We start from the raw sequence: 22,002 nt of genomic DNA, 5'->3' as shown, positions 1-22,002 counted from the left end.
ACCATGCAGCTGAATCTGGATTCCGGTTACACCATGACGGTGGATGGCCGCGCGGAAACGTCGGTGCAAACCTTCGATGTGCTCAATCCCGCCACGGAGGAACGCATTGCCACCGTGCCGGACGCGTCGCTGGCGCAGTTGAACGAAGCAGTCGCGGCCGCGACGCGCGCATTTGCGCAATGGAGCGAGACGCCCTTGGAACGGCGCCAGGCAGCGCTTCTTGCCATGGCTGACAGACTGGAGGAATACACCGAAGGCTTCATGCGCCTGCTCACGCGCGAGCAGGGCAAGCCTCACGCCGACGCGCGCGCCGAGGTCGGCCGTTGCGTCGCCTGGCTGCGCGCGACCGCGGCGCGCGATCTGCCCGCCACGCGGCTGGACGACGGCGCCGGCCGCGTGTTCGAGACTCGCCATGTGCCTATCGGCGTGGTGGCTGCGATCGCGCCTTGGAATTTTCCGATGACGCTGGCCATCTGGAAGATCGCCCCGGCCTTGCTGGCGGGCAACACCGTCGTGTTGAAGCCGTCGCCATTCACGCCGCTGACTTCGCTCAAGATGGGCGAACTGTTTCGCGACCTGCTGCCGCCAGGCGTGCTGAACGTGGTGTGCGGCGGAGACCGGCTGGGGCCCTGGCTGACCGAGCATCCGGGCATCGACAAGATCGCCTTTACCGGCTCGACCGCGACGGGCAGGCGCGTCATGCAGAGCGCATCCGGCAGGCTCAAACGCATCACGCTGGAACTGGGCGGCAACGATGCCGCCATCGTGCTGCCGGACGTGGACGTGCGCGAGACGGCCGCCAAGCTGTTCTGGGGAGCGTTCCGAAATTCCTCGCAGTTTTGCCTTGCCACCAAACGGCTGTATGTGCATGAATCCATCTATGACGAGTTCGCCGCGGCGTTGGTGGAACACGCCCGGGGCGTGGTCATGGGAGATGGCGCGCAGCCGGGCACTGGCCTGGGGCCGATCCAGAACCGCCCGCAGTACGAGCGGGTCAAGGATCTCATCGCGGATGCGCATCGCAACGGCGTGCGCTTTCTGGCCGGTGGCGACATTCCGCAAGGCAAGGGTTATTTCGTGCCGGTCGCCATCCTGGACAATCCGCCGGACGATGCGCGCAGCGTGGTGGAAGAGGCGTTCGGACCGGTGCTGCCCTTGCTGAAATACCGGGACATCGACGAGGTCGTCCAACGCGCCAATGACACAGACTATGGACTGGGCGGGTCGGTATGGTCCAAGGACCTGGCGCTGGCGCGGTCCATCGCGCGGCGCCTGGAAACCGGCACGGTATGGATCAACCATATCCACGCCATGTCGCCGGACGTGCCGTTCGGCGGGCGCAAGCAGTCCGGCCTGGGCGTGGAGAATGGGCTGGAAGGGCTGCTGGAGTACACCAGCGTGCAGACAGTGGCGGTGTTGGCGGACGAGGCTGCTTGAGCGCCGTGGAAGGCGGCCGGGACATGCGTACGCGTTCCGGCGGCGCCCGGGGACTTACTTGCCCCGCATCTGGTCTATCAGCCGCCGGTCGCGCTTGGTCGGGCGTCCGGCTTCTATGCCCAGCGCGGGCTCGGGCGCCAGGCGGCGCATTTCCGCTGCGCGCTCACGCGCCGACACGCTTTCGGGCGTTTCCTCGTAGAGCTGGCGCGCGACGGGGGCGGGGCCGCGCACGCCGCTGACGGCCATCACCCGTACATGCAGCGCCGGGTCCTCCTTGCGCACTGTGACCAGATCGCCTGGCGCGACTTCGCGCGCGGGCTTGGCGGGCTGGTCGTTCACCAACACCCGGCCCTTGCCGATTTCCTGCACGGCCAGGCTGCGCGTCTTGTAGAAGCGCGCGGCCCATAGCCACTTGTCTAGCCGGATCTTGTCCATGGTTCCTTACCTGCCGGTATTGCTGCTCAGGCGCTCATGATAGCCGCCGTGGCCCGTCTTGCTGTCAGACGGCTTTCGATCGCCCCGCCGGAACGCTTAAGCCAGGCTTAAAACGGCTCCTGCGCCGGAACTCGATGCGTGCGTCTCGTCTAACCAGAAACGCGTATCGGAGGGCAATCGACTCATGGACCTGAACTGGCAGCAGCAACTGGCGGAAAGCGGGCTCTGGTTGGCGCGCGCGTTCGGCATTTCGGCCGTCGCGCTGGTGCTGGTCGGGGGCTTGCTTGCGCGCTACACGGACTGGGGACGCAAGTTCTGGCGGTTGGCGCGTCCGTATCTCGATCCCAGGCGCAGCTGGCGGCCCTTGTTGACGCTGGCGCTGCTGTTGTTCCTGGCGATGTTCGCCGTGCGCATGACGGTGCTGTTTTCGTTTTGGTACAACGGCTTCTACAGCGCGTTGCAGGCATTGGATCAGAGCGCCTTCTGGCGCTTTTTGGGCATCTTCTCGGTGCTGGCCTGTGTGCACGTGATGCGCACCCTGGCCGACAGTTATGCCGGGCAGGCTTTCGACATCCGCTGGCGCGTGTGGCTCAACGACAGGCTGACCCGCGACTGGCTGGGCGCGGGCGCCTACTACCGCGGCCATTTCGTCGACTCTCCGGTCGACAACCCCGATCAGCGCATCGAACAGGACATCGCCATGTTCGTGACGGGGTCGCGCACGCTGGCGATCGGCGCGCTGAGCGCGGTCGTCTCGCTGGTGGCGTTCACGTCCATCCTGTGGGGCCTGTCCGGCGCCTTGACGGTGGCGGGCGTGGAGATCCCGCGCGCCATGGTGTTCATGGTGTACCTGTATGTGATCGTGGCGACGCTGTTCGCGTTCAAGATCGGGCGTCCGCTGATCAAGCTGAATTTCCTGTCCGAACGCCTGACGGCGAACTTCCGCTACGCGCTGGTGCGCCTGCGAGAGAACGCCGAGAACGTGGCGTTCTATCAGGGCGAGAACGTGGAGCGTGCCACCTTGTGGACGCGTTTCTCGGCCTACATCGCCAACTTGTGGGCGCGCGTGTACCGGGGGCTGAAGTTCGACGGCTTCAACCTGTCGGTGAGCCAGGTGGCCGTGGTGTTCCCATTCATCCTGCAGGCGCCGCGCTTTTTCAGCGGCGCGATCAAGCTGGGCGACGTGATCCAGACTTCGCAGGCCTTCGGGCAGGTGCAGGATTCCTTGTCGTTCTTCCGCACCTCCTACGACACCTTCGCGCAGTACCGCGCGACGCTGGACCGGTTGAACGGCTTTCTGGACGCCAACGAAGCTGCGCGCGTGTTGCCTTCGGTGCGGACGGAGAGCCTGCCGGACGGCCTGGATATCGAATCCGTGCAAGTGTCGCGCCCCGACGGCACGGTGCTGTTGCGCGACCTGAACCTGAACTTGCGGCCGGGCCAGGCCCTGCTGATCAAGGGATCGTCGGGCAGCGGCAAGACCACCTTGCTGCGCGCGCTGGCGGGCCTGTGGCCCTATGCGCAGGGTGCGGTGCGCCGGCCGCAGGGCGCCTCTGCCTTGTTCCTGTCGCAGCGGCCCTATCTGCCCCTGGGCGACTTGCGCGGCGCGGTCGCGTATCCGGGATTGGCGCAGCCCGAGGACGATGCGCGCCTGGCCGACGCGCTGCGGCTGGTCAACCTTGGACATCTGGCCGGGCGCCTGGATGAAGTCGCGGATTGGTCGCGCATGCTTTCCATCGGCGAACAGCAGCGCGTGGCGTTCGCGCGCGTGCTCTACAACCGGCCCGCCATCGTGTTCCTGGACGAGGCCACGTCCGCTACCGACGAAGGGTTGGAGCATGCGCTGTACAGTCTGCTGCGCGAGGCGCTGCCGTCATGCATGCTGGTCAGCGTGGGACATCGCAGCACGTTGGACGTGTTCCATACGCACAGACTGGACCTGGATGGCGCCGGGAACTGGCGGGCGGGACCGATGGCGCGGGCGGGCGCTCCGGTAGAGCGCTTGCGCCCGGTGGACGGGCCGCGGCGGGCGGCGGCCTAGCGCGGCGCCCGCCGCGATTCAGGTACCCACGCGCAGCGGACCGGTCAGCTTGCGCAGCGCGGCGACCACGCTTTGCGCGGTGATGCGGCCGGTCTTGGGATTGGCCGAGGGAATGTTCTGGATTTCCATCGAAAACGAGGCCGAGTCGGACACGACCTCGACGCGGTGCAGATTGCGTTCCAGCGAGGGATCGGCCCAGATTTCCAGCGTGGTCTTGTCCGGGCCGATGCCGGCCAGCGACACGCTGACCGCCACGTTCAGGTTGGCCGGAAAGCCCACCGCCGCTTCCCGTGGCGAGCCGCGGAAGATCAGGCGTGGCTCGGTGATGTCCGCGATATCGATGTTGTTGTCCGTCAGGTAGGGCGCGCCCAGCAGGCCGCGCACCGGCTTGCGCGTGATCATGGTGACGGAATGGATGACGCCCTCGGCGGCAGCCGTGATGGCGTCCAGGCCCAGGATGGCGCCCGAGGGCACCAGGATCTGGCCGTGGTGCTGGCGGGCCAGTTCGATCAGGTCGTCATGGCGCAGCAGCGCGCCCGAGCTCAGCACCACCATCTTCTTGCCGGCGCGCAGCACGGGTTCGGCGATGTCGCGGAACACCGCGGCGGGGGCGCATTCCACGACCACGTCACAGTGTTCGTGCAGCGCATCGATGGTGGTGTAGGCGGGCGCGGCCTGAGTCCAGGCAAAGGCCGGCGGAGCCTTGGGATCGCGCACCGCGACGGCGGTGAGCGTCAGGCCGGGCACGCCGGCATCCAGGGATTGCGCCACGGCCTGGCCGATGGCGCCGAAGCCGGCGATGCCGACACGGTAGCTGTTCATAGGGGTCCAGAGTAGGGCCGCGGCGCGCCGCGGGCGGTTCGGAAAGGGGCTGGGCGCCGATGCGATGACGCGGCGCCGGGCTGCCGGCCACTGTAGCCACCGTGCCGGCAGGCGTCAATGCGGAATGGCGACTATGCCCGGCTACACTTTGCGCTTGAGCCTACAGGAGTCGAGGCATGCACATCCTTCCCGAAACACCGGACGACCGCGAGGCGATCTTCACGCTGACGCAGGCCGCCTTCAAAGACAATCCCCACAGCCAGCAGACCGAGGGCCACATCACCAACGCGCTGCGCGAGGCCGGCGCGCTGACGCTGTCGCTGGTGGCGCGGGTGGACGGGCGTGTCGCGGGCCATGTCGCGTTTTCTCCGGTGACGATCAGCGACGGTTCGGCGGACTGGTACGGCCTGGGGCCGGTCGCGGTGCTGCCGGAACTGCAAGGCCGGGGCATAGGCGCGGCCTTGATCCGGGACGGTCTGGCGCGCTTGAAGGCATTGGGTGCGGCGGGCTGCGTGGTGATGGGCGATCCGGCGTACTACACGCGATTCGGTTTTGCGCAGACGCCCGCGCTGACGTATCCCGGCGTGCCGCCGGAGTACTTCATGGCGCAGGCCTACACGGGTGCGGCGCATGGGGACGTTTCCTATCACCAGGCGTTCGAAGCGACCGCGTAGCCGGCGCGGGCAGGGGGCGGCAGCGTGAATTCCGGCCCCGCGTAGTCGGATGCAATGTCCAGGGTTCCCGCTGCGAGCCGGCCCGCCCACTCATCCAAAATACGGCGTTCTTCCGCGCCGACTTTCGTGCCCAGCACCAGCCGCAGCGACGCGGCTTCCTCCAGGCCGTAACGGGTCACGCGGCTCACCGCCAGCGCGCCCGCGGCATGGTCGGCGGCGGCGCGCTGCACGCACAGTCCCGAATCGGCCAGCGCCGATGCCAGATAGACCTGCGGGTCGCGCGCCACCCAGTCCAGCACATTGCCGATCTGCCACACGCCCGTTTCGCGGCACACGCGCGTCACGCCATCGCGGCCGCCGTCCATCATGGCAAACAGTACGCGGGCGTCGCGTGCGGACAGCGCGCGGGCCCAGGCCGCGCCCAGCGCCGGATCGTGCTGGTTGCCGCAGAAGGCGGTCAGCGGATCCTGGCCCGTGACGCGCCGCACGCCATCGGCATAGGCGGCGCGGCCCTTCAGGCCGGGTCGCACTTTTTCGCCGGACAGATGGGCGGCCCGCCCGTTGGCCGCGCGCAGGCCCGCCAACACCCCGGCAAGAAATGCCGAGTGCTCTTGCAGGATCTCGTATGACGCGACGTTGGCGGCGGTGTGGTGCCCCTGCGTGATGGCGAACTGCGTGCGCGGATAGCGTGGCGCCACCTCGGCCACGGGCGCATCGCCCTGGCCGCCATGCACGATGACCAGGTCGGGAGCGGTGGCGCAAAGCTGTGCGAGGCGTTCGGCGCGCGCGGCGGCGTCGTGGTCGGCGATCCATTCCAGCTGCAAGGGCTGGCCCGCCTGCGCGGCGCGTTCCGCGCCACGCACGGCCGCTTCGTTGAAGCCGCCGCGGCCCGGATGGCCGAACAGCACAAGCATGCGGCGGGCGCTCACAGGCTGGCTCCCGTGGCGCGCACCACCGGTCCCCAGGCTGCGGCCTGGCGGCGGACGAAGTCGGTGAACTCGGCGGGGGATTTTTGCGCCAGCACGAAGCCCTGTCCCTCCAGCCTGGCGCGGATGTCCGCGCTGGCCAGCGTCTGCGCAATGGCGTCGTTCAAGCGCTGCGAGACCGCGGCCGGCAAGCCGGCGGGACCGGACAGGCCGACGAAGTTCTCGGCGATCAGGCCCGGATACCCCAGCTCGCCCACTGCGGGGATGTCGGGCGCCTGCGGCACCGGCTTGCTTGTGGTGACCGCCAACAGGCGCAGTTGGCCGGATCGCAGGAAGGGCAGGTTCTGCGGCAACGCGTCCACCGCGAAGCGAATCTGGCCGCCCAGCAGATCGTTGCGCATGGCGCCAGATCCCTTGTACGGAATGTGCTGCAGGCGCGCGCCGGTTTGCCGGGCATACAGCTCGCCCACGATCTGGCCCACCGACGCCAGTCCGCCGCTGCCGTACTGCACCGGCTGGTCCTGCGCGCGGATCCAGGCGGTCAGCTCCGCAAAGCTGGATACCGGCACGGAAGGATGGACGACGAACACGGTGGGCACCGCGCCCAGGTACGCGATATGGTCGAAGCTGGCGAGCGCGTCGTATCCGCCTTGGGGCATCAGGGCGGGAGAAATGGACAGCGGCGCCGAGTTCGACATCAGCAGCGTGTAGCCGTCGTTGGGCGCCTGCGCGACCAGGATCGCGCCTATGGTCGAGCCCGCGCCGGGCTTGTTTTCGATGACGATGGGCTGGCCCAGCCGTTCGGCCAGCGTGGGCGCGATGAGGCGCGCGGCGATGTCGCTCGCGCCGCCGGGCGGGAAGGTGACGATGAGCCGGATCGGACGCTCGGGCCAGGCGGATGCGCGCGCGATGCGCGGCCGCGCCAGCGGCAGCGCCAGTGCGCCGGCAAGCATGAAGGTTCGACGGGAGATCGGCATGGCGTGGCTTCTACGTGACTGCCGCGGGGGCGGCAAAGGGGCGTACTGTAGAAAGCCGGGCCGGGCCTGACAAAGAATTTGTAGCCGTTTGCTTATGCCCGCCGCATCGCGCGGCGGGCATTTTTCAAACGCGCGCGGGGCGCGCGGATCAGCTGCCTTTCTGCGCCTGCGCCATGTAGTCCACGGTCAGGTTCGACAGCGCGCGCACGCCGTTGATGAGGCCGGACTCATCGACGTAGAAGCGCGGCGAATGGTTCGGCGCAGCCTTCTCGACGTCGGTGCCCTTGGGCGTCACGCCCAGGTAGAAGAACATGCCCGGCACCTTCTCTTGATAGAACGAGAAGTCCTCCGACGCGGTGGACTTGGGCTGCAGGCCGTAGTTGCCTTCGCCCGCCACCCGCCGCAGCGTCGGGCCCATCTGCTCGGTCAGCGCGGGATTGTTGACGGTGGCGTTGTACAGCTCCACCACGCGCACGTCCGCCTTGGCGCCCGCGCTCTGCGCGATCATGTCCGCGGTGCGCGCGATGCGTTGGTGGATGTCCTTCTTCATGCCTTCGTCATACGTGCGGATGGTGCCGGTCATGGCCACGTTGTCCGGCACGATGTTCATGCGGTTGCCGCCGTGGATGGCGCCCACGGTGATGACCGCCGGCTCCAGCATGCTGTTGATCTGGCGGCTGGGGATGGTCTGCAGGCCCAGGATGATCTGCGAGCTGACCACGATGGGGTCGATGCCGGACCAGGGCCGCGCGCCGTGCGTCTGCTTGCCGGTGACGTCGATCCAGAACTGGTCGGCGGCGGCCATGGCTGGGCCGCTGCGCCAGCTGAGCTTGCCCGCCGGATAGGCGCTGGACACGTGCAGGCCGAAGATGGCGTCCACCTTGGGATTCTCCAGCACGCCTTCCTGCACCATCATCTTGGCGCCCCAGATCTTCTTGCCGTCGGGCTCGAAGTCGGCGGGGCTTTCCTCGGCGGGCTGGAAGATGAACTTCACGCTGCCGGGGAGCTGGTCCTTCATGCCGGCCAGGACTTCGGCCGTGGCCATCAGGATGGCGGTGTGGGTGTCGTGGCCGCAGGCATGCATCACGTCCACTTCCTTGCCCAGGTAGGTGCCCTTGGCCTTGGACGCGAAGGGCAGGTCCACTTGCTCCTTGACGGGCAGCGCGTCCATGTCGGCGCGCAGCGCCACCACCGGCCCGGGCTTGCCGCCCTTGAGCACGGCGACCACGCCAGTGCCGGCAACGCCGGTTTTCACTTCCATGCCAAGCGCGCGCAGGTGATCGGCGACCAGCTTGGCGGTGCGGTTTTCCTGGTTGCCCAGTTCGGGGTGTTCGTGGATATCTCGGCGCCAGGCGATGAGCTTGTCTTCGATGGCCTTGGCGCGTTGATCGATCTGCGCGGCCAATGCCGGATTGGGCGCGGGGACCAGCGGGCCTTGCGTGCCGGGCGCGCTTTGCGCGGCGGCCGGACCCGCCATCAGCAGGTGGGCGGCGAGCGCCAGCGGGGCCAGGCGGAACAGGGGTTTGCGGTAAGGCATGCTTTGCTCTCCTCGTGGTTGTTAACCTGTTATTGGACGAGGATCTTACCGAAGCGCAAGACGGCGCGAGCGTTTGTTACCAACGCTTAAAAACAGGCTGTTTTGATTCCGGCCGATGGAATTCCGCGCGCCGGAATCCGCGAGTCATGCGGCGTGCAGGACGTTCTTTGCGCCGCGCGCGAGGAACAGCAGCAACAGTGCCGCCAGCAACGATGCGGCGCCCGCGAAAAGCATGGCGGCATGGAAGCCGCCGGCCAGCGCGGCGGCGGCCAGTTCGGCCGCATTGGCGGGTTGCGCCGGCAGTTCATGCAAGGTGATGGCGGCCCGCGCCAGCGCCCGCGCGTCGGGCGCGCCCCGTTGCGCGAGCGAGGCCGTCAGCGCTTCGATGGCGCGTCCGCTCATCAGCGCGCCCAGGAGCGCGATGCCTATCGTCATGCCGGTCTGGCGCAGCGCGTTCATGGTGGCGGAGGCCATGCCGGAACGCTCGCGCGGCACCGTGGCCATCACGGCCATGCTGGTCGATGGCACGGCCAGGCCGGTGCCCAGGCCCAACAGGACCAGCAGGGAGCCGGACACGAGGTAAGGCGTGTGCGCTTCGAAGCGCGTCATGCCCAGCATGGCCAGGCCGATGAAGGCGAAGCCCGCGATCATCAGGCGCGGCAGGCCAAAGCGCAGGTTGAGCCGGCCGAACACCAGCGACACCAGCCCGGCCGCGGCGAACTGCGGCGCCAACTGCCAGCCAGTGGCCAGCGGCGACAACCCCTGAACGTGTTGCAGATAGAGCGAAAAGAAGAACAGGCTGCTGTAGGCGGAAAAGCCCAGCACGAAGGAGGCGAAGTTGGTGATGGCGAAGCCTGCGTCGCGGAACAGCCCCAGCGGCAGGATGGGCCGCGCGGCGCGGTGCTCGACCCACAGGAAGGCGAGCAGCCCGGCGGCGGCGATGGCGAGCGCGACCGTGGCTTGCGGTGCAGCCCAGCCGTGTTCGCCGGCGGCGATCAGCCCATAGGTCAGCGCGCCCAGCCACAGCACGCTAAGCGCCTGGCCCGCGGGATCGAAGGCTGCGTGTTCGGGATGGGCGCTTTCCGTGATGCTCCAGGCGCCCAGCGCGATGGCCAGCGCGCCCACCGGCAGGTTGATGAGGAAGATGCTCTGCCAGTTGAAGTGGGCGACCAGCACGCCGCCCAGCATGGGCCCCACGATGAGCGAAATTGCGTTGCACGAGGCCCAGATGCCGATGGCCTGGGCGCGTTCCTTGGGATCGGGAAAAGCCTGGGTCAGGAGCGACAGCGCGCCTGGAACCAGCAGGGCGCCGGCCACGCCCTGCACGGCGCGGCCGATCAGCAGCGCTGTAAGGTTGTCCGCCAGCCCGCAAAGCGCGGAGCCCGCCGTGAACAGCAGCACGCCCGCCAGCCAGGAACGCTTGCGGCCATAGCGGTCGCCCAGAGGTCCCGCCGACAGCATGAAGGCCGACAGGAACAGGGCGTAGGCGTCCACCACCCATTGCAGCCCCGCCATGTCGATGCGCAGGGCCGCCTGCATGGTGGGCAGCGCCACGTTGACGATGCTGATGTCCAGGATGGTGATGAAGCTGCCCAGGTTGACGGCAAGGACCAGGGCGCGGCGGCGTGCGGGATGCATGGCGGGACGCAGAGTGGGGGAAGGGGTATTCTATGCATCGACCGACCGTCGGTCAATGAAAAGAAGAACGATTCTCAGCTTTTGATTCCGGCCCAGTGCCTCCTCTACACTGGCGCCTTGCTGCTGACCTGACCCCTGGACGATATGCCCGCTGCTCCCGACGACCCGCTTTCCCTGCCTGGCCCGGACGCCGCTCCCAAGCCCCGCACCAAGCCGGCCGCCGTGCGGCTGGACGAATTGATGGCGGCCGCGCAAGCGCTCTTCATCCAGAAGGGCGTCGAGGCCACGACCATCAACGAGATCGTGGAACGCGCCGGCGTGGCCAAGGGCACCTTCTATCACTACTTCACGTCCAAGAACGACATGCTGGCGGCGCTGCGGGCCAAGTTCTCGCAAGGGTTCCTGGACCATATCGACCGCGAAGTGCAGGCCTGTGCGCCGGAGGACGGCGTGGCGCGGCTGCGCGCCTGGACTCGCGCCGGCGTCGAGGCTTACTTCGACGGCTACGAACTGCATGATGTGGTGTTCCACGACGCCCAGCATCCCGACCGCGGCGTGGCCGAAAAGAGCGCCGTGCTGGAACAGCTGGAAGCCATACTCGAGGCCGGCGCGCGCGCCGGCTGCTGGAAGCTGGACGACGCGGCGCTGGCCGCCATCGTCCTGTACCACGGCATGCATGGCGCGGTGGACGCTTCCATCGCTCAGGGCCGGCGGGACGCGCAAGCGCTGTCCGGCCCCTTGTCGGCGATGTTCCTGCGCACGCTGGGCGCGGCCTGAAGGGCGCGTCTTCAAACCCGCGCCGCTGCAAGCGCCGCTATTGCAGCTTGATGCCCAGCTCCTTGATCAGCGGTCCCATGTCGGCGCGGTCGGCTTCGATGGTCGCGGCCAGTTCCTCTGGCGTGCTGCCGATGGGAATCATGCCCAGGGTTTCCATCTGCGCGCGCATCGCGGGTTCCTTCAGTATGTCCGCCACTGATTTCTGGATCAGCGCCACGCGGTCGTCCGGAATGCCGGCGGGCGCCATCAGTCCGATCCAGGGCTGCGGCGCGTAGTCCTTCAATCCGGATTCCTTCAGCGTGGGCGTGTCGGGCAGGCCGCCGAAGCGCTCCGGGCTGGTGATCGCCAGCGCGCGCAGGCGGCCGCTGTCGATCAGGCCCTTGGAACTCGAAGGCGCGTCCAGGCCCACGTCGAGCTGGCCGCCGATCAGGTCGTTCTGCGTCTTGCCCGACGAAGACGAGGGCACGTACAAGGCCTTGATGCCGGCGCGCCGCGCCGTCTGTTCCCAGACCAGGTGGAACGCCGTGCCGATGGAGAACGAACCCACGCTGAGGTTGCGCGTCTTGCTTTCGCGCACGAAGTCTTCCCAGCTTTTGAGCGGACTGTCCTTGGGCACGATGAAGATGAAGGGCGTGCGCGCCACCAGCGAGATCGGCTTGAGGTCCTTCTGCGTATCGAATGGCAGGCTGTCCACCGCGAAGGGCACGATGGTGACGGACGAGGCCACGACCATGCCCAAGGTGTAGCCGTCGGGCGCGGACTTGACCAATGCGCCGGTGCTGATGATGCCGGACGCGCCCGGCTTGTTCTCCACCACCACGGGCTGGCCCCAGGCAGCGCCCAGTTTGCTGGCCAGCACGCGCAGCATGACGTCCACGGGACCGCCGGGCGGGTTGGAGACGATGATCTTGACGGGTTTGTCGGGATAGGCGGCGGCAGCCGCCAGCGGCGCCAGCAGCGCCAGCGCGAGCGCGGTTTGCTTGAACATGGAATTCCCCTTGTTTTGGTGTGTTTGATGCGCGGGCAGCGTCCGCCCGCGGCCCCGCACATGCCGTCCCGGTTCAGGCCAGGATCTGCATGTGGGGGGCCGGCGGCCAGCCTGGCGCGTCGCCGCGGATGAACGCGATCCACGCCTGCTGCGTGGCGTGAGCAAGCTGCCGCGCCTGTTCCGCCGGCAGGCCGGCAAGCATGGGCGCGCCGGCGAATGCCGCCAATGTGTCGAAGACGAAGGGCAGCTCGATGCAATGGCAGGCGCCGAAGGCCGCCGTGGGCGCCACGTCGAAGCGCGCCAGCCAGGCTTGGCGGCCTTGGGCCGCGGCGTCGGCGGCCCACTGGCGCGAGGGCGCACCGAATACCGCGTCGCCCAGGTCCTGGTCGGCGGCAGTGCGGCCATTGCCGGGAAAGGCGGCCATTTCGTCGCGCGTGTAGCAGACCAGCACGTCCGCGCGGGACGAGGCCCGCTTGAGCGCGGGGGCGATATCGTGCGGCAGTATTGCGCCGTCGAGCACCGGCGCGAACTGGCTGCGGCTGCTGCCTTCGGCGCGCAGCGTTTCGGCGACGGCGGGCGCCTGCTGCGCCGCCAGCAATGCCGCCACGGGCAGTTCGCGCGCGGCATCCAGGGAATCGGCGCCCGCGGCCGCGAGGAAGGCCTGTCCCAGCGCATCGGCCTGCTTTGCGCTGCGAAACCCCCGGCCCAGCGCCGCGCTTTGCAGGATGGCGCGGGAGAAGCGCGGCTGGCGCGCCAGCATGGCGCAGATCGAGGATGCGCCCGCCGACTGGCCCATGACGGTGACTTGCTCGGGATCGCCGCCCAGGTCCTGGATGTTGTCCAGCACCCAATCGATGGCGGCTTCCTGGTCCAGCAGGCCTGCGTTGGCCGTCTGGCCAGGCACGTACAGCCAGCCCAGCGCGGCCAGCCGGTAGTTGACCGCGACCACCACCATGTCGCCGCGCTGCGCGAGGTTCGCGCCGTCATACCAGTCCAGCGCGCCGCCGCCGCTTTGCCAGGCGCCGCCATGCAGCCACACGACCACCGGCCGCCGCCTGCCGTCGGCGGCGGGCGTCCATACGGTCAGGTGCAGGCAGTCCTCGGATTGTTCGGCGTCGAAGTCGCCCATGGCGCCGCGCAGGCGCGAGGGCTGTTGCGGCGCGACCGGTCCCGGCCGGGTGGCGTCAAGCTTGCCGCGCCATGCTGCGGGCTGCGGCGGTGCGAAGCGCAGGCGGCCAACGGGCGCCTGCGCGTAGGGAATGGCGCTGTAGCGGCACACGCCGCTCTCCTGCACGCCGGTCAGCGTGCCTGCCTGCAGCGACGCTTCCACGAACTGACTCATATCCTGCCCCTTGTTTCTGGTCTGTAGCCCGGCCGCGGCAGGCGCCGCGGCGGTCGGACTATGGTAGGGAGGAATGGGCCGCGCCAGGCATGCAGGTTTTGAACATTGCCATGCGCAATCCGCATGGCTGGGGCCGGAGCGCCGGCTACTTGAGGATGCGCGCGTCCAGGCTGTTGTCCGCCAGGGCCTGGGCCTGCGCCCGCGACATGCCCAGATGCTCGTACAGCGCGTGGAAGTTCTCGTTGACGTAGCCGCCGAAATACGCGGGATCGTCGGAGTTGACGGTGACCTTCACGCCCGCGTCCAGCAGCGACAGGATGTTGTGGCCGCGCATGTGCTGGAACACGCGCAGCCGGGTGTTGGACAGCGGACAGACCGTCAGCGGGATCTGCTCGTCGATCAGGCGCGCAATCAATTTCGGGTCTTCGGCGGCGCGCACGCCGTGGTCGATGCGCAGCACCTTCAGCAGGTCCAGCGCTTCCCAGATGTATTCCGGCGGGCCTTCCTCGCCGGCGTGCGCAACGCCCGGCAGTCCCTCGGCGCGGGCGCGGTCGAACACGCGCTGGAACAGACGCGGCGGAAAGCCCATTTCGCTGCTGTCCAGGCCGACGGCGATGAACGCGTCGCGGTGGGGCAGGGCGGCTTCCAGCGTGCGCATGGCCTGCTCTTCGGGCAGATGGCGCAGAAAGCTCAGGATCAGTCCGCTGCTTACGCCCAGCCGCTTGCGGCCGTCTTCGAGGGCCTGGTTGATGCCGGTCAGCACTACGTCGAACGGCACGCCGCGATCGGTATGGGTCTGCGGGTCGAAGAACGGTTCGGTATGAACGACGTTCTGCTCGCGGCACTTGAGCAGATAGGCCCAGGTCAGGTCGTAGAAATCCTGCTCGGTGCGCAGCACGTCCGCGCCGCGGTAATAGAGGTCCAGGAATTCCTGGAGATTGCCGTAGTCGTAGGCCGCGCGCAGGGACTCGATGTCCGGCCACGGCAGCGCCACGCCGTTGCGCTGCGCCAGCCGGAACAGCAGCTCGGGTTCGAGCGAACCTTCCAGGTGCAGGTGCAATTCCGCCTTGGGCAGTGCGTTGAGCCAGTCGTACATGGGTGCTCCGATCAAAAAGTGTTGCCTGTCCAGAATAACGCGCAACGCGCCGGCAGGCTCAGGCGGTCAATGCGACGGCGTCGGCCTGGATGGCGAGCTGGAGCTGGGCGGCGAAGGCGCGCGCCTGCCGCGTGCTGGGGCGGTCGCGGCGCCAGATGGCCGCCAGCGGCGACTTGCGCAGGACCGGCCGGTCGGCCAGGACCACCAGCTCGCCGCGCGCCTGCCGGATAGCGGCCACGCTGCCGGGCAGCATCCACAGATACAGGCCGTCCAGCAGCATTTCGCGGCCGAATTCCAGCGACAGGGCGCCGATCATATCCGGAATCGCCAGCCCCGCCTGGCGCAGCGACATTTCCAGTTCGCCGCGGATGCGGCTGCCGGGCAGGGCGGTGATCCAGGGATAGGCCACGTAGTCGGCCAGCGTGGCGCCGGGCTGGCCGGCCAGCGGATGATGCGTGGCGCAGGCCAGCACTACCGGATCTTCCAGCAGCGTGGTGGAGCGGTAGACCTGCGGATTGACGGTGGACGAGAAGCGGCTGATCAGCACGTCCAGCGCGCCGGCGTCCAGGTCTTCGATCAGCCGTTCATGCGTGCCGATTTCGATGGTGAGCGTGATGCGCGGATAAGCCTGGCGGTAGGCGCGCGCGGCCTCGGCCACCGGCCAGCCCGCGAACATCGAAAAACAGCCTACCGTCAGGCTGCCCTCGTCGCCGCGCGAGACCGCGGCGAGATCGATCTCGGCCTTGCGGAAGTCGGTGAGCAGCAGGCGGGCATGGCGGCACATGGTTTCGCCCAGCGGCGTGCAGGTGGTGCCGCGGGCGGTGCGTTCGAACAGCCGCGCGCCGACCAGCTCTTCGATCTCGGCGATGGCGCGCGACAGCCCCGACTGTGTGCTGTGCAATTGCGTGGCGGCCTTGGACAGGTTGCCCAATTCGGCGACGGTCAGCACGATTTCCAGATGCCGGATGCGGAGCTTACCTCGGAACGGTGTCATGGCGCGGGTCGGAGGGGAGTAGCCGATTATTCTCTCCCGGCGCGCGCTTGGCAACGCGGTGCGGGATTCGGCCGGCCGGGATTCGGATATAGTTCGCGCCAGACCGATAGTCGGACGCGCGGCCTGGGCCAGCGCGGCGGCCGGCAAGAGCAGAGGGCAGGCATGAAGGCAGCGGTGTGCGGCGCGTGGAGAGTGAGCAGGCTTGCAGCGGCTGCGCTGGCTGCGCTGGCCTTGAGCGGCTGCGGCGCATCCCGGGTCGACGGGGTGTCGGTTGCCTGGCCTCCGTTCCGGGACGGGACGCTTGCGGCGCTGCCATCGGATCCGGCCCAATGCCCGGATCTGGCCGGCGTCTATCGGGCGCAAGGCGAGTTCGTGTCTGGCGACCGCGAGGCCGGCGTATCGATGGACCTGCGCAAGTTCCTGCAGTATCCCCTGGACCTTCCGGGCATGTCCGACAACCCGTTGCCGGAATGGCGTTCCGGACCCGAGGCCACTGTGGCTTTCACGGCCGCCGCGGACGGATGGGAGATATTGGCGCTGGACGGGCAGGGCGCGCGCGCCTTGGGCCGCCTGCCGCAGTTGAACGGCGAGCAGGATCCTGCCGCCCTGCCTGGCGCGGCCCAGCCTTCCAGGCCGGATGGCATCCGGCGCCTTGGCGGTTGCACGCAGGGCCGGCTGTGGATCAGCGTGCGGCACGACTGGCGCCAGTACGAGTCCATGGGTGTGCGGCGCCACGTGGCGCTGCTGCGGCCCGAGGCGGGAGGCCTGCTGGTGACGGTGGGGCGGGAATCCGACACCATCGGCCTGTTGCCCTGGTATTCGAATGAGGGCAGCGTGTACCAGTATTGGTTCGCGCCCGCGGGCCGCTGAACGCGGGCCTGGCAATTCACCGCGCGGTCTGACCGCGCTCCATCCACGAGCCTCATGACCTCTGAAAACCTGTCCACCGCCGCATCCGACCCGCGCGCCCGCTTCGTCTCCGGGCCGATGGGCCCGCATGTGCTGGAAATGGTCCTGACCGGCTGGGCCAGCATGCTGGCCGTGTTCGCGGTGGAGTTCCTGTCGCTGCTGTACCTGGGCACGCTCAAGGACGAGGCGGTGCTGGGCGCGGTGGGCTTCGGATCGATGACGCAGTTCACCATCATCTCGGTCTGCATCGGCGTGAGCGTGGGCGGCACGGCCCTGGTGTCGCGCGCGCTGGGGGCGGGCGATGCGCCGCGCGCCCGCGCGCTGGCGGGCGCCTCGCTGGTGCTGATGGTTGCCGCCGCGCTCGTGTCCGGCGCGTTGTTCCTGGCCGTGATCGGCCCCTACACGGCAGCCATCGACCTGGCGGAGGACGTGCGCGCGCATCTGCTGTCCTACGTGCTCATCACGACCCCGTTCGCGGTCGTGATGGGCGTGGGCATGATGCTGTCCAACCTGTTGCGCGCCGCCGGCCATGGCCGCCAGTCCATGTGGGTGCTGCTGGCGGGGACGGCGGCGGTCGCGGCGCTGGACCCGCTGGTCATCTTCGTGCTGGACGGCGGCATGGAGGGCGTGGCCTGGGCCGGCGGCATGGGCCGCCTGGTCACGGTGGCGCTGGGCGCCTGGCTGGTGTTCGGCAAGCATCGCCTGGTGACTTGGCCCGCCGGCGCCGCGCTGCGCGCGCACCTGGCCGCAATTGGGCGGATCGCCTTGCCTGCCGCGCTGACCACGCTGGCCACGCCCGCGGCAGTCATCTTCACCCTGTCCACATACGCCGGCTTCGGCTCCAGCGTGATGGCGGGCGCCACCGTGGTGGACCGGGTGCTGCAACTGGCCTACGCGCTGTTCTTCGTACTGCCCGGCGCCATCGGACCCATCCTGGGGCAGAACCTGGGCGCAGGGCAATGGGACCGCGTACAGGAGACGGCGCGCGTGACCGCGCGCTGGTCCTTGACGTATGGCTTCGGCGTAGCGGTCCTGCTGGCCTTGCTGGCGCCCTGGATGCCGGATCTGTTCCAGGTGACCGGACCTGGGCGCGACCTGATCGTTTTTTTCTGCCGCTACGGCAGTTTCGCCTGGGCGCTCAACAGCCTGTACTTCGTCGCCGTCGCGGTGTTCAACAACCTGGGCTATGCCACGTACTCCACCGCCATCGGCTGGCTGCGCGCTACCGTGGGCACCTTGCCCTTCGTCTGGCTGGGCGCGCATTACGGCGGCCCGGAAGGCGTGTTGGCGGGGCAGACCGTGGGCTTTGCCCTGTTCAGCCTGATCGCCATGCTGCTGTGCCGGCGCGTGCTGCGCGCGCCGCCCGCGAGCGCGGCGGCGCAAGCGCGGCAGGCTGCCTAATGCACTGTTTTCGGATCCCCTTCATGGGTAGATGCCGTGAGCCGGTGACCGGGCGGAGGGATCCGAAGCGCAGCCCCACCGGGGCGAGCATCGGAATCCCGCAGTCCGGACGCCGGCGGCTCAAGAACCGTGCTTCCCAAAACCGAAGTGCGGGTGGCAGGGATTCGAGCTTGCGGATGTCAGAGTCCTTTAGCCGCCGAGGCCACCCTGCGCCATTCCGATGCTCGCCCCGGTGGGGCTGCGCTTCGGATGGCTCCGGGCAGCCTCGGCTGAGAGTCGTCTAGGGCGCCGCGAAGTCGCTTCCAGCCTGCAAGGCGTTTGGGCGGCAATGCGGGCGGGCCTGCCCAGGAGGCCGTTCGATTTTGACGGCCGGTCGCGGTACGATCCCGGCTGACTTCGATTTTTCAGGATTGCCATGCGTCAGCGTTCCGTACGCCTTCGAATCGACACCTTCTCCCGTGTGCTGCTGGCCGCGGCTTTTGCCGCCGCCGCAGCCGGCGCCGCTCAGGCGCAGGGGCCTGCTTCAGCCACTGGATCGCGCGCCCAGCCGTCGGTGCCGGTGCAGACCCTGCCGGCCCTGACGCCCAAACGCAGCTTCGACGACGCTCCCGCGCCAGCCGCCACCGCGCCGGCGGCTCCGGCCGATGACCGGGCCGGCCAGGTGTTGCCTCCCAGGTCGGCTGCGCCCGCGCCGGCAAGCTTGCCCGCGCCCGCGACCTTGCCTGCGCCCGCGGCGGCTCCGGCCGCTGCCGTCCCGGCGGCGACCGCTGCGCCTGCCGCAACGGCTGCGCCGGCTGCCACCGCGGCGCCCGCCGCCACCGCCACCCCCGCGCCCACGGTCATCATCCCGACCGAACTCGACACCAAGGCCTGCATCGCCAAGCTGCGCAAGGGCGCCACGGCCAACGGCCTGACCGTGGCCGATTGGGACAAATACACCGCCAACGCCAAGCTGCTGCCCACCACGGTCGCATCGGCCAAGGGCCAGCCCGAGGGGCGCGAGGCCTGGTGGGACTACATCGCCAAGACCGTGGACGAAGAGCGCGTGCGCGACGGCCTGGGGGTGCTCGCCAAGTATGGTCCGCAACTGTCGGCCATCAGCCAGCAATACCAGGTGGATCCGGCCACGCTGGTCGCGATCTTCGGCATCGAGACCAACTACGGCCGCCAGGTCGGCAGGACCAATGTGCTGGACGCCTGGCTGACGCGCGCCTGCACCGAGAACAAGTCGCTGTGGGAAAAGAACGCCTACGCCTCGGTGCGCCTGCTGCGCGACGGCGTGGTGCCGGCGGACAGCTTCGTCGGTTCCTGGAGCGGCGCCTTCGGCATGACGCAGTTCATCCCGACCTCGTTCTATGAACTGGCCGCCGATGGCGACGGCAACGGCAAGATCGATCTCTACAACTCGCTGCCCGACGCGTTGGCGTCGACCGCCAATCACCTGCGCAAGCGCCGCGCCAAGTGGACGCACAGCCTGCCCGCCGTGATCGAAGTGCGTGTGCCGGCCGAGCTGGCCTCTGCCATTCCGGCCTCGCCCGAAGCCGAATACGTGGGCTCGCAGGACCGCCGCACGATAGCCCAGTGGGCCCAGGCCGGCGTGAAGCAGGGCAACGGCTCGGCCTTGAAGTTGGCGTCGGGCAACGAGGAGCAGGCCTATCTGTTCGCGCCCACGGGTTCCGCTGGCCCGGTGTTCCTGGCGACCGTGAATTTCGACGCCATCCTGCATTACAACCAGTCGCGCCGCTATGGCTTGGCGGTGTCGATGCTGCTCAATCGCCTGCAAGGCGGTCCGGATCTCGTCGCGGCCTGGCCCACGGACGACCCCGGCCTGTCGCGCGCGCAGATCAAGGAGCTCCAGGAGATGCTCTACGGCCTGGGCTATGACGTAGGCGTGGCCGACGGCATTCCGGGCAGCAAGACCCGCGATGCCGTGCGCGAAGAACAGGTCAAGCGCAAGCTGCCGGAAGACGGCCGCGTGGGCAAGCGCATCTACGACGCCATCAAGGCCACCTGGCCGCCCGCGGCGATCCAGGCTCGGCCGGCAGCCCAGCAATGACAGGGGCTTCCGGCACGCAGGGCTACGGTGAAAACGCCGCGGCCCTGGCGGACCAGTACGAGAGCATCGCGTTCGCGGACGTGCACCGCGACGTGGCCCACCTGATCCCCGCAGCGCCGTCGCGCATCGCCGACATAGGCGCGGGGTCGGGGCGCGACGCGGCCGCGCTGGCGCGGATGGGGCACTCGGTGGTGGCGGCCGAGCCCACGCCCGAGCTGCGCCAGGAGGGCCAACGCCGCCACGCGCTGCCCAACCTGGAATGGGTCGACGACGCCTTGCCCGAATTGACCGTGCTGCGTGGTCAGGGCCGGGCGTTCGACGTGATCATGCTGACGGCCGTGTGGATGCACCTGGACGCCGACGAACGCCGCCAGGGCATGCAGGCGCTGGCTGCGCTCTTGGCGCCGCAGGGCCAGATCCTGATGTCGCTGCGGCACGGTCCGGTGCCGCCAGGCCGCCGCATGTTCGACGTGTCCGCGCAGGAAACGATCACGCTGGCGGCCGCTTACGGCCTGTCCTCGCACCATCTCAGTTCGCGCGAAGACATGCTGGACCGCGCCGACGTGCGCTGGAGTTTCCTGGGCCTGCGCCGCAACTGAAAACCACGCCCCGGGGCCGGCCTCGGCCCGGGGGATTCGTCCGTTGGACGATGGGCCGGCGGGCCGTCCGCCGGTATCATTTCCGTCACGCCATTCCTTCCGCCCGCCATGTCCGCCGCACTGCTCCCCGACACTTTCCAGACCGCCCGGCTGCAAGCCCGGCGCATGGACGAAACTGATTTTTCCTTCATTGCCGCGATGCATGCGGACGAGCGCCTCATGGCCACCATGGGCGGCACCCGGACGGACTCGGCCAGCCGCCGCTATCTGTTGCAGAACGTCGAGCATTGGGCCGAGCTGGGCTACGGCATGTATGTGCTGGCCGACCGCGCCAGCGGCGCGCTGGCGGGCCGCGCGGGCTTGAAGCGCACCCAGTCGCGGGGCTGCGACGAGGTCGAGGTCGCCTATGCCTTCCTCCCCGCGAGCTGGGGCATGGGATATGCCACCGAAATCGCCCAGGCGCTGCTGTCGTTGGGATTCGGGCGCTTGCCGGTCGAGGCGCTGTCGGCCGTGGCGCTGGAAGAGAATGCCGCGTCCTGCCGGGTGCTGGAAAAATGCGGCATGCGCCAGATCGGCGGCGCGGGAGCGGGCGGCGCTGGCAAGCGTCGCTACGAAATCCGCCGCGCCGAATGGCCGCTGCCAGAGGCGGACGCGGCGGCTGGCGCAGGGCATCGGCGCTAAGATTCGGGTATGAGCACCAAGCAGATCCCCGACGACGACCCGCAACCCGTTCCGCCCGTCGCGCCCGAACCCGAAGAGTGTTGCAACAGCGGCTGCATCCCCTGTGTCTATGACACCTACAACGAAGCCATGGACGATTACCGGGAAGCGCTGAAAGCCTGGCGGGCCAGGCATCCGGAGCAATCCAAAGGCTAGGCGCCTGGCGGGGCGGGCAGGCGTCAGCCCGCCAGCTTCATGTGGATGATGGGACGAGGGCGACCCGCGTCGTCGTGCTCCGAGCGGCCCACGTCCTCGAACCCGTAGTGCTTGTAGAAGCCGTGGGCCTGGGGATTTTGTTCGTTGACGTCCACCACCAGGGTGCCGTGCAGCGAGCGCGCGAAGTTCAGCAGGCGCCGGCCAGCTCCCTTGCCGCGCTTGTTGGCATCCACGAACAGCATCTGGACCTTGTTGCCGTTCAGGCCCATGAAGCCAGCGACTTCGCCGGCATCGTCCTCACAGACCCAGACCCGCACCGAAGGCAGGTCGGTATTGAGCACCTGCGGGTACATGGCCTGGATTTCCTTTTCCGTCAGGAACGTGTGGGTGGCGCGTACCGAACGGAGCCAGATGTCCACCAGGGCCAGGTCATCGCCGTGGTTGCGTTCTCGGATATTCATTTTTCTAATGGTTTTA

General features: G+C 68.6%; 21 protein-coding genes. 10 read left to right on the top strand and 11 right to left on the bottom strand.

All coding sequences use genetic code 11. The annotated features are described in order from the left end of the window. Positions 1-3 precede the first annotated feature (3 nt). Positions 4-1,437 (top strand): aldehyde dehydrogenase family protein, encoded by a 1,434-nt coding sequence (locus AC1RHV_RS08285; protein ID WP_175181824.1) that lies wholly within the window; start codon positions 4-6, stop codon positions 1,435-1,437. A gap of 54 nt (positions 1,438-1,491) precedes the next feature. Here AC1RHV_RS08285 and AC1RHV_RS08280 read toward each other — a convergent pair whose 3' ends face one another. Beyond that, positions 1,492-1,872: an RNA-binding S4 domain-containing protein gene (locus tag AC1RHV_RS08280; RefSeq protein WP_175164246.1), complete on the bottom strand. Its 381-nt coding sequence runs from the start codon at positions 1,870-1,872 to the stop codon at positions 1,492-1,494. Positions 1,873-2,056: 184 nt separating this feature from the next. Between AC1RHV_RS08280 and AC1RHV_RS08275 the strand changes: the two genes are divergently transcribed. Then, complete coding sequence (locus tag AC1RHV_RS08275) at positions 2,057-3,913, top strand: ABC transporter ATP-binding protein/permease (protein WP_192355171.1); 1,857 nt, start codon at positions 2,057-2,059, stop codon at positions 3,911-3,913. 18 nt (positions 3,914-3,931) lie between these two features. On the opposite strand, the gene AC1RHV_RS08270 is transcribed toward AC1RHV_RS08275, so the two are convergent. Then, a complete protein-coding gene (locus AC1RHV_RS08270) occupies positions 3,932-4,735 on the bottom strand; it encodes an aspartate dehydrogenase (RefSeq protein WP_054452684.1) in 804 nt (267 codons plus the stop codon). A gap of 176 nt (positions 4,736-4,911) precedes the next feature. Between AC1RHV_RS08270 and AC1RHV_RS08265 the strand changes: the two genes are divergently transcribed. Further along, complete coding sequence (locus AC1RHV_RS08265; RefSeq protein WP_054452677.1) at positions 4,912-5,409, top strand: GNAT family N-acetyltransferase; 498 nt, start codon at positions 4,912-4,914, stop codon at positions 5,407-5,409. Here the strand turns inward: AC1RHV_RS08265 and AC1RHV_RS08260 are convergent. The 4 genes from AC1RHV_RS08260 to AC1RHV_RS08245 all read right to left on the bottom strand — a co-directional run bounded on the left by AC1RHV_RS08260 (position 5,382) and on the right by AC1RHV_RS08245 (position 10,487). Beyond that, the gene (locus AC1RHV_RS08260) at positions 5,382-6,338 is read right to left on the bottom strand and encodes a BMP family ABC transporter substrate-binding protein (protein WP_492300404.1); all 957 of its coding nucleotides are present in this window, start codon (positions 6,336-6,338) and stop codon (positions 5,382-5,384) included. The two genes, AC1RHV_RS08265 and AC1RHV_RS08260, sit on opposite strands and share 28 nt — an antisense overlap. Next, positions 6,335-7,312: a Bug family tripartite tricarboxylate transporter substrate binding protein gene (locus tag AC1RHV_RS08255; RefSeq protein ID WP_492300402.1), complete on the bottom strand. Its 978-nt coding sequence runs from the start codon at positions 7,310-7,312 to the stop codon at positions 6,335-6,337. Before AC1RHV_RS08255 ends, AC1RHV_RS08260 begins: the two co-directional genes overlap by 4 nt. Before the next feature lie 148 nt (positions 7,313-7,460). Continuing rightward, entirely contained in the window at positions 7,461-8,849 is a 1,389-nt protein-coding gene (locus tag AC1RHV_RS08250; protein WP_088156934.1) for an amidohydrolase, read from the bottom strand. 144 nt (positions 8,850-8,993) lie between these two features. Beyond that, entirely contained in the window at positions 8,994-10,487 is a 1,494-nt protein-coding gene (locus tag AC1RHV_RS08245) for an MFS transporter (protein ID WP_119449942.1), read from the bottom strand. Positions 10,488-10,631: 144 nt separating this feature from the next. Between AC1RHV_RS08245 and AC1RHV_RS08240 the strand changes: the two genes are divergently transcribed. Continuing rightward, on the top strand, positions 10,632-11,264 hold the full coding sequence (locus AC1RHV_RS08240) for a TetR/AcrR family transcriptional regulator (protein ID WP_492300400.1): 633 nt from the start codon (positions 10,632-10,634) through the stop codon (positions 11,262-11,264). A 37-nt stretch (positions 11,265-11,301) separates the two neighbouring features. Here AC1RHV_RS08240 and AC1RHV_RS08235 read toward each other — a convergent pair whose 3' ends face one another. The 4 genes from AC1RHV_RS08235 to AC1RHV_RS08220 all read right to left on the bottom strand — a co-directional run bounded on the left by AC1RHV_RS08235 (position 11,302) and on the right by AC1RHV_RS08220 (position 15,684). After that, positions 11,302-12,252, bottom strand: coding sequence for a Bug family tripartite tricarboxylate transporter substrate binding protein (locus AC1RHV_RS08235; RefSeq protein WP_054452661.1), 951 nt, complete (start codon positions 12,250-12,252; stop codon positions 11,302-11,304). A 73-nt stretch (positions 12,253-12,325) separates the two neighbouring features. Continuing rightward, entirely contained in the window at positions 12,326-13,594 is a 1,269-nt protein-coding gene (locus AC1RHV_RS08230; protein WP_492300398.1) for a carboxylesterase family protein, read from the bottom strand. 145 nt (positions 13,595-13,739) lie between these two features. Further along, positions 13,740-14,690 carry an adenosine deaminase gene (locus AC1RHV_RS08225; RefSeq protein WP_492300396.1) on the bottom strand — a complete coding sequence of 317 codons (951 nt, stop codon included), beginning with the start codon at positions 14,688-14,690 and terminating at the stop codon, positions 13,740-13,742. A 58-nt stretch (positions 14,691-14,748) separates the two neighbouring features. Further along, on the bottom strand, positions 14,749-15,684 hold the full coding sequence (locus AC1RHV_RS08220; protein WP_054452654.1) for a LysR family transcriptional regulator: 936 nt from the start codon (positions 15,682-15,684) through the stop codon (positions 14,749-14,751). 192 nt (positions 15,685-15,876) lie between these two features. Here AC1RHV_RS08220 and AC1RHV_RS08215 point away from each other — a divergent pair, with 192 nt between their 5' ends. The 6 genes from AC1RHV_RS08215 (at position 15,877) to AC1RHV_RS08190 (ending at position 21,525) form a co-directional block, all read left to right on the top strand. Continuing rightward, the gene (locus tag AC1RHV_RS08215) at positions 15,877-16,554 is read left to right on the top strand and encodes a hypothetical protein (protein WP_244958695.1); all 678 of its coding nucleotides are present in this window, start codon (positions 15,877-15,879) and stop codon (positions 16,552-16,554) included. Between the two features lie 54 nt (positions 16,555-16,608). After that, a complete protein-coding gene (locus tag AC1RHV_RS08210) occupies positions 16,609-17,994 on the top strand; it encodes an MATE family efflux transporter (protein WP_119449937.1) in 1,386 nt (461 codons plus the stop codon). Positions 17,995-18,409: 415 nt separating this feature from the next. Next, positions 18,410-20,050, top strand: coding sequence for a lytic murein transglycosylase (locus tag AC1RHV_RS08205; RefSeq protein ID WP_119449936.1), 1,641 nt, complete (start codon positions 18,410-18,412; stop codon positions 20,048-20,050). After that, positions 20,047-20,649 carry a class I SAM-dependent methyltransferase gene (locus AC1RHV_RS08200; protein WP_492300393.1) on the top strand — a complete coding sequence of 201 codons (603 nt, stop codon included), beginning with the start codon at positions 20,047-20,049 and terminating at the stop codon, positions 20,647-20,649. Before AC1RHV_RS08205 ends, AC1RHV_RS08200 begins: the two co-directional genes overlap by 4 nt. 108 nt (positions 20,650-20,757) lie before the next feature. Continuing rightward, entirely contained in the window at positions 20,758-21,330 is a 573-nt protein-coding gene (locus tag AC1RHV_RS08195; RefSeq protein ID WP_054452642.1) for a GNAT family N-acetyltransferase, read from the top strand. A gap of 9 nt (positions 21,331-21,339) precedes the next feature. Beyond that, positions 21,340-21,525 (top strand): oxidoreductase-like domain-containing protein, encoded by a 186-nt coding sequence (locus AC1RHV_RS08190; protein WP_054452636.1) that lies wholly within the window; start codon positions 21,340-21,342, stop codon positions 21,523-21,525. A 23-nt stretch (positions 21,526-21,548) separates the two neighbouring features. Here AC1RHV_RS08190 and AC1RHV_RS08185 read toward each other — a convergent pair whose 3' ends face one another. Continuing rightward, positions 21,549-21,986 (bottom strand): acetyltransferase, encoded by a 438-nt coding sequence (locus AC1RHV_RS08185; RefSeq protein ID WP_054452633.1) that lies wholly within the window; start codon positions 21,984-21,986, stop codon positions 21,549-21,551. Positions 21,987-22,002 lie beyond the last annotated feature (16 nt).

Source organism: Achromobacter sp. GW823-FHT04E03, assembly GCF_058796095.1.
Note: the sequence above shows the minus strand (reverse complement) of the source record. Positions and strands in the feature narration are given on the sequence as shown.

Bases quoted from the DNA above. Each gene is read 5' to 3' on its own strand.
- AC1RHV_RS08285 (WP_175181824.1), top strand. From the start codon at position 4: ATGCAGCTGAATCTGGATTCCGGTTACACCATGACGGTGGATGGCCGC.
- AC1RHV_RS08280 (WP_175164246.1), bottom strand. From the start codon at position 1,872: ATGGACAAGATCCGGCTAGACAAGTGGCTATGGGCCGCGCGCTTCTAC.
- AC1RHV_RS08275 (WP_192355171.1), top strand. From the start codon at position 2,057: ATGGACCTGAACTGGCAGCAGCAACTGGCGGAAAGCGGGCTCTGGTTG.
- AC1RHV_RS08270 (WP_054452684.1), bottom strand. From the start codon at position 4,735: ATGAACAGCTACCGTGTCGGCATCGCCGGCTTCGGCGCCATCGGCCAG.
- AC1RHV_RS08265 (WP_054452677.1), top strand. From the start codon at position 4,912: ATGCACATCCTTCCCGAAACACCGGACGACCGCGAGGCGATCTTCACG.
- AC1RHV_RS08255 (WP_492300402.1), bottom strand. From the start codon at position 7,312: ATGCCGATCTCCCGTCGAACCTTCATGCTTGCCGGCGCACTGGCGCTG.
- AC1RHV_RS08250 (WP_088156934.1), bottom strand. From the start codon at position 8,849: ATGCCTTACCGCAAACCCCTGTTCCGCCTGGCCCCGCTGGCGCTCGCC.
- AC1RHV_RS08245 (WP_119449942.1), bottom strand. From the start codon at position 10,487: ATGCATCCCGCACGCCGCCGCGCCCTGGTCCTTGCCGTCAACCTGGGC.
- AC1RHV_RS08240 (WP_492300400.1), top strand. From the start codon at position 10,632: ATGCCCGCTGCTCCCGACGACCCGCTTTCCCTGCCTGGCCCGGACGCC.
- AC1RHV_RS08235 (WP_054452661.1), bottom strand. From the start codon at position 12,252: ATGTTCAAGCAAACCGCGCTCGCGCTGGCGCTGCTGGCGCCGCTGGCG.
- AC1RHV_RS08230 (WP_492300398.1), bottom strand. From the start codon at position 13,594: ATGAGTCAGTTCGTGGAAGCGTCGCTGCAGGCAGGCACGCTGACCGGC.
- AC1RHV_RS08225 (WP_492300396.1), bottom strand. From the start codon at position 14,690: ATGTACGACTGGCTCAACGCACTGCCCAAGGCGGAATTGCACCTGCAC.
- AC1RHV_RS08220 (WP_054452654.1), bottom strand. From the start codon at position 15,684: ATGACACCGTTCCGAGGTAAGCTCCGCATCCGGCATCTGGAAATCGTG.
- AC1RHV_RS08210 (WP_119449937.1), top strand. From the start codon at position 16,609: ATGACCTCTGAAAACCTGTCCACCGCCGCATCCGACCCGCGCGCCCGC.
- AC1RHV_RS08205 (WP_119449936.1), top strand. From the start codon at position 18,410: ATGCGTCAGCGTTCCGTACGCCTTCGAATCGACACCTTCTCCCGTGTG.
- AC1RHV_RS08200 (WP_492300393.1), top strand. From the start codon at position 20,047: ATGACAGGGGCTTCCGGCACGCAGGGCTACGGTGAAAACGCCGCGGCC.
- AC1RHV_RS08195 (WP_054452642.1), top strand. From the start codon at position 20,758: ATGTCCGCCGCACTGCTCCCCGACACTTTCCAGACCGCCCGGCTGCAA.
- AC1RHV_RS08190 (WP_054452636.1), top strand. From the start codon at position 21,340: ATGAGCACCAAGCAGATCCCCGACGACGACCCGCAACCCGTTCCGCCC.
- AC1RHV_RS08185 (WP_054452633.1), bottom strand. From the start codon at position 21,986: ATGAATATCCGAGAACGCAACCACGGCGATGACCTGGCCCTGGTGGAC.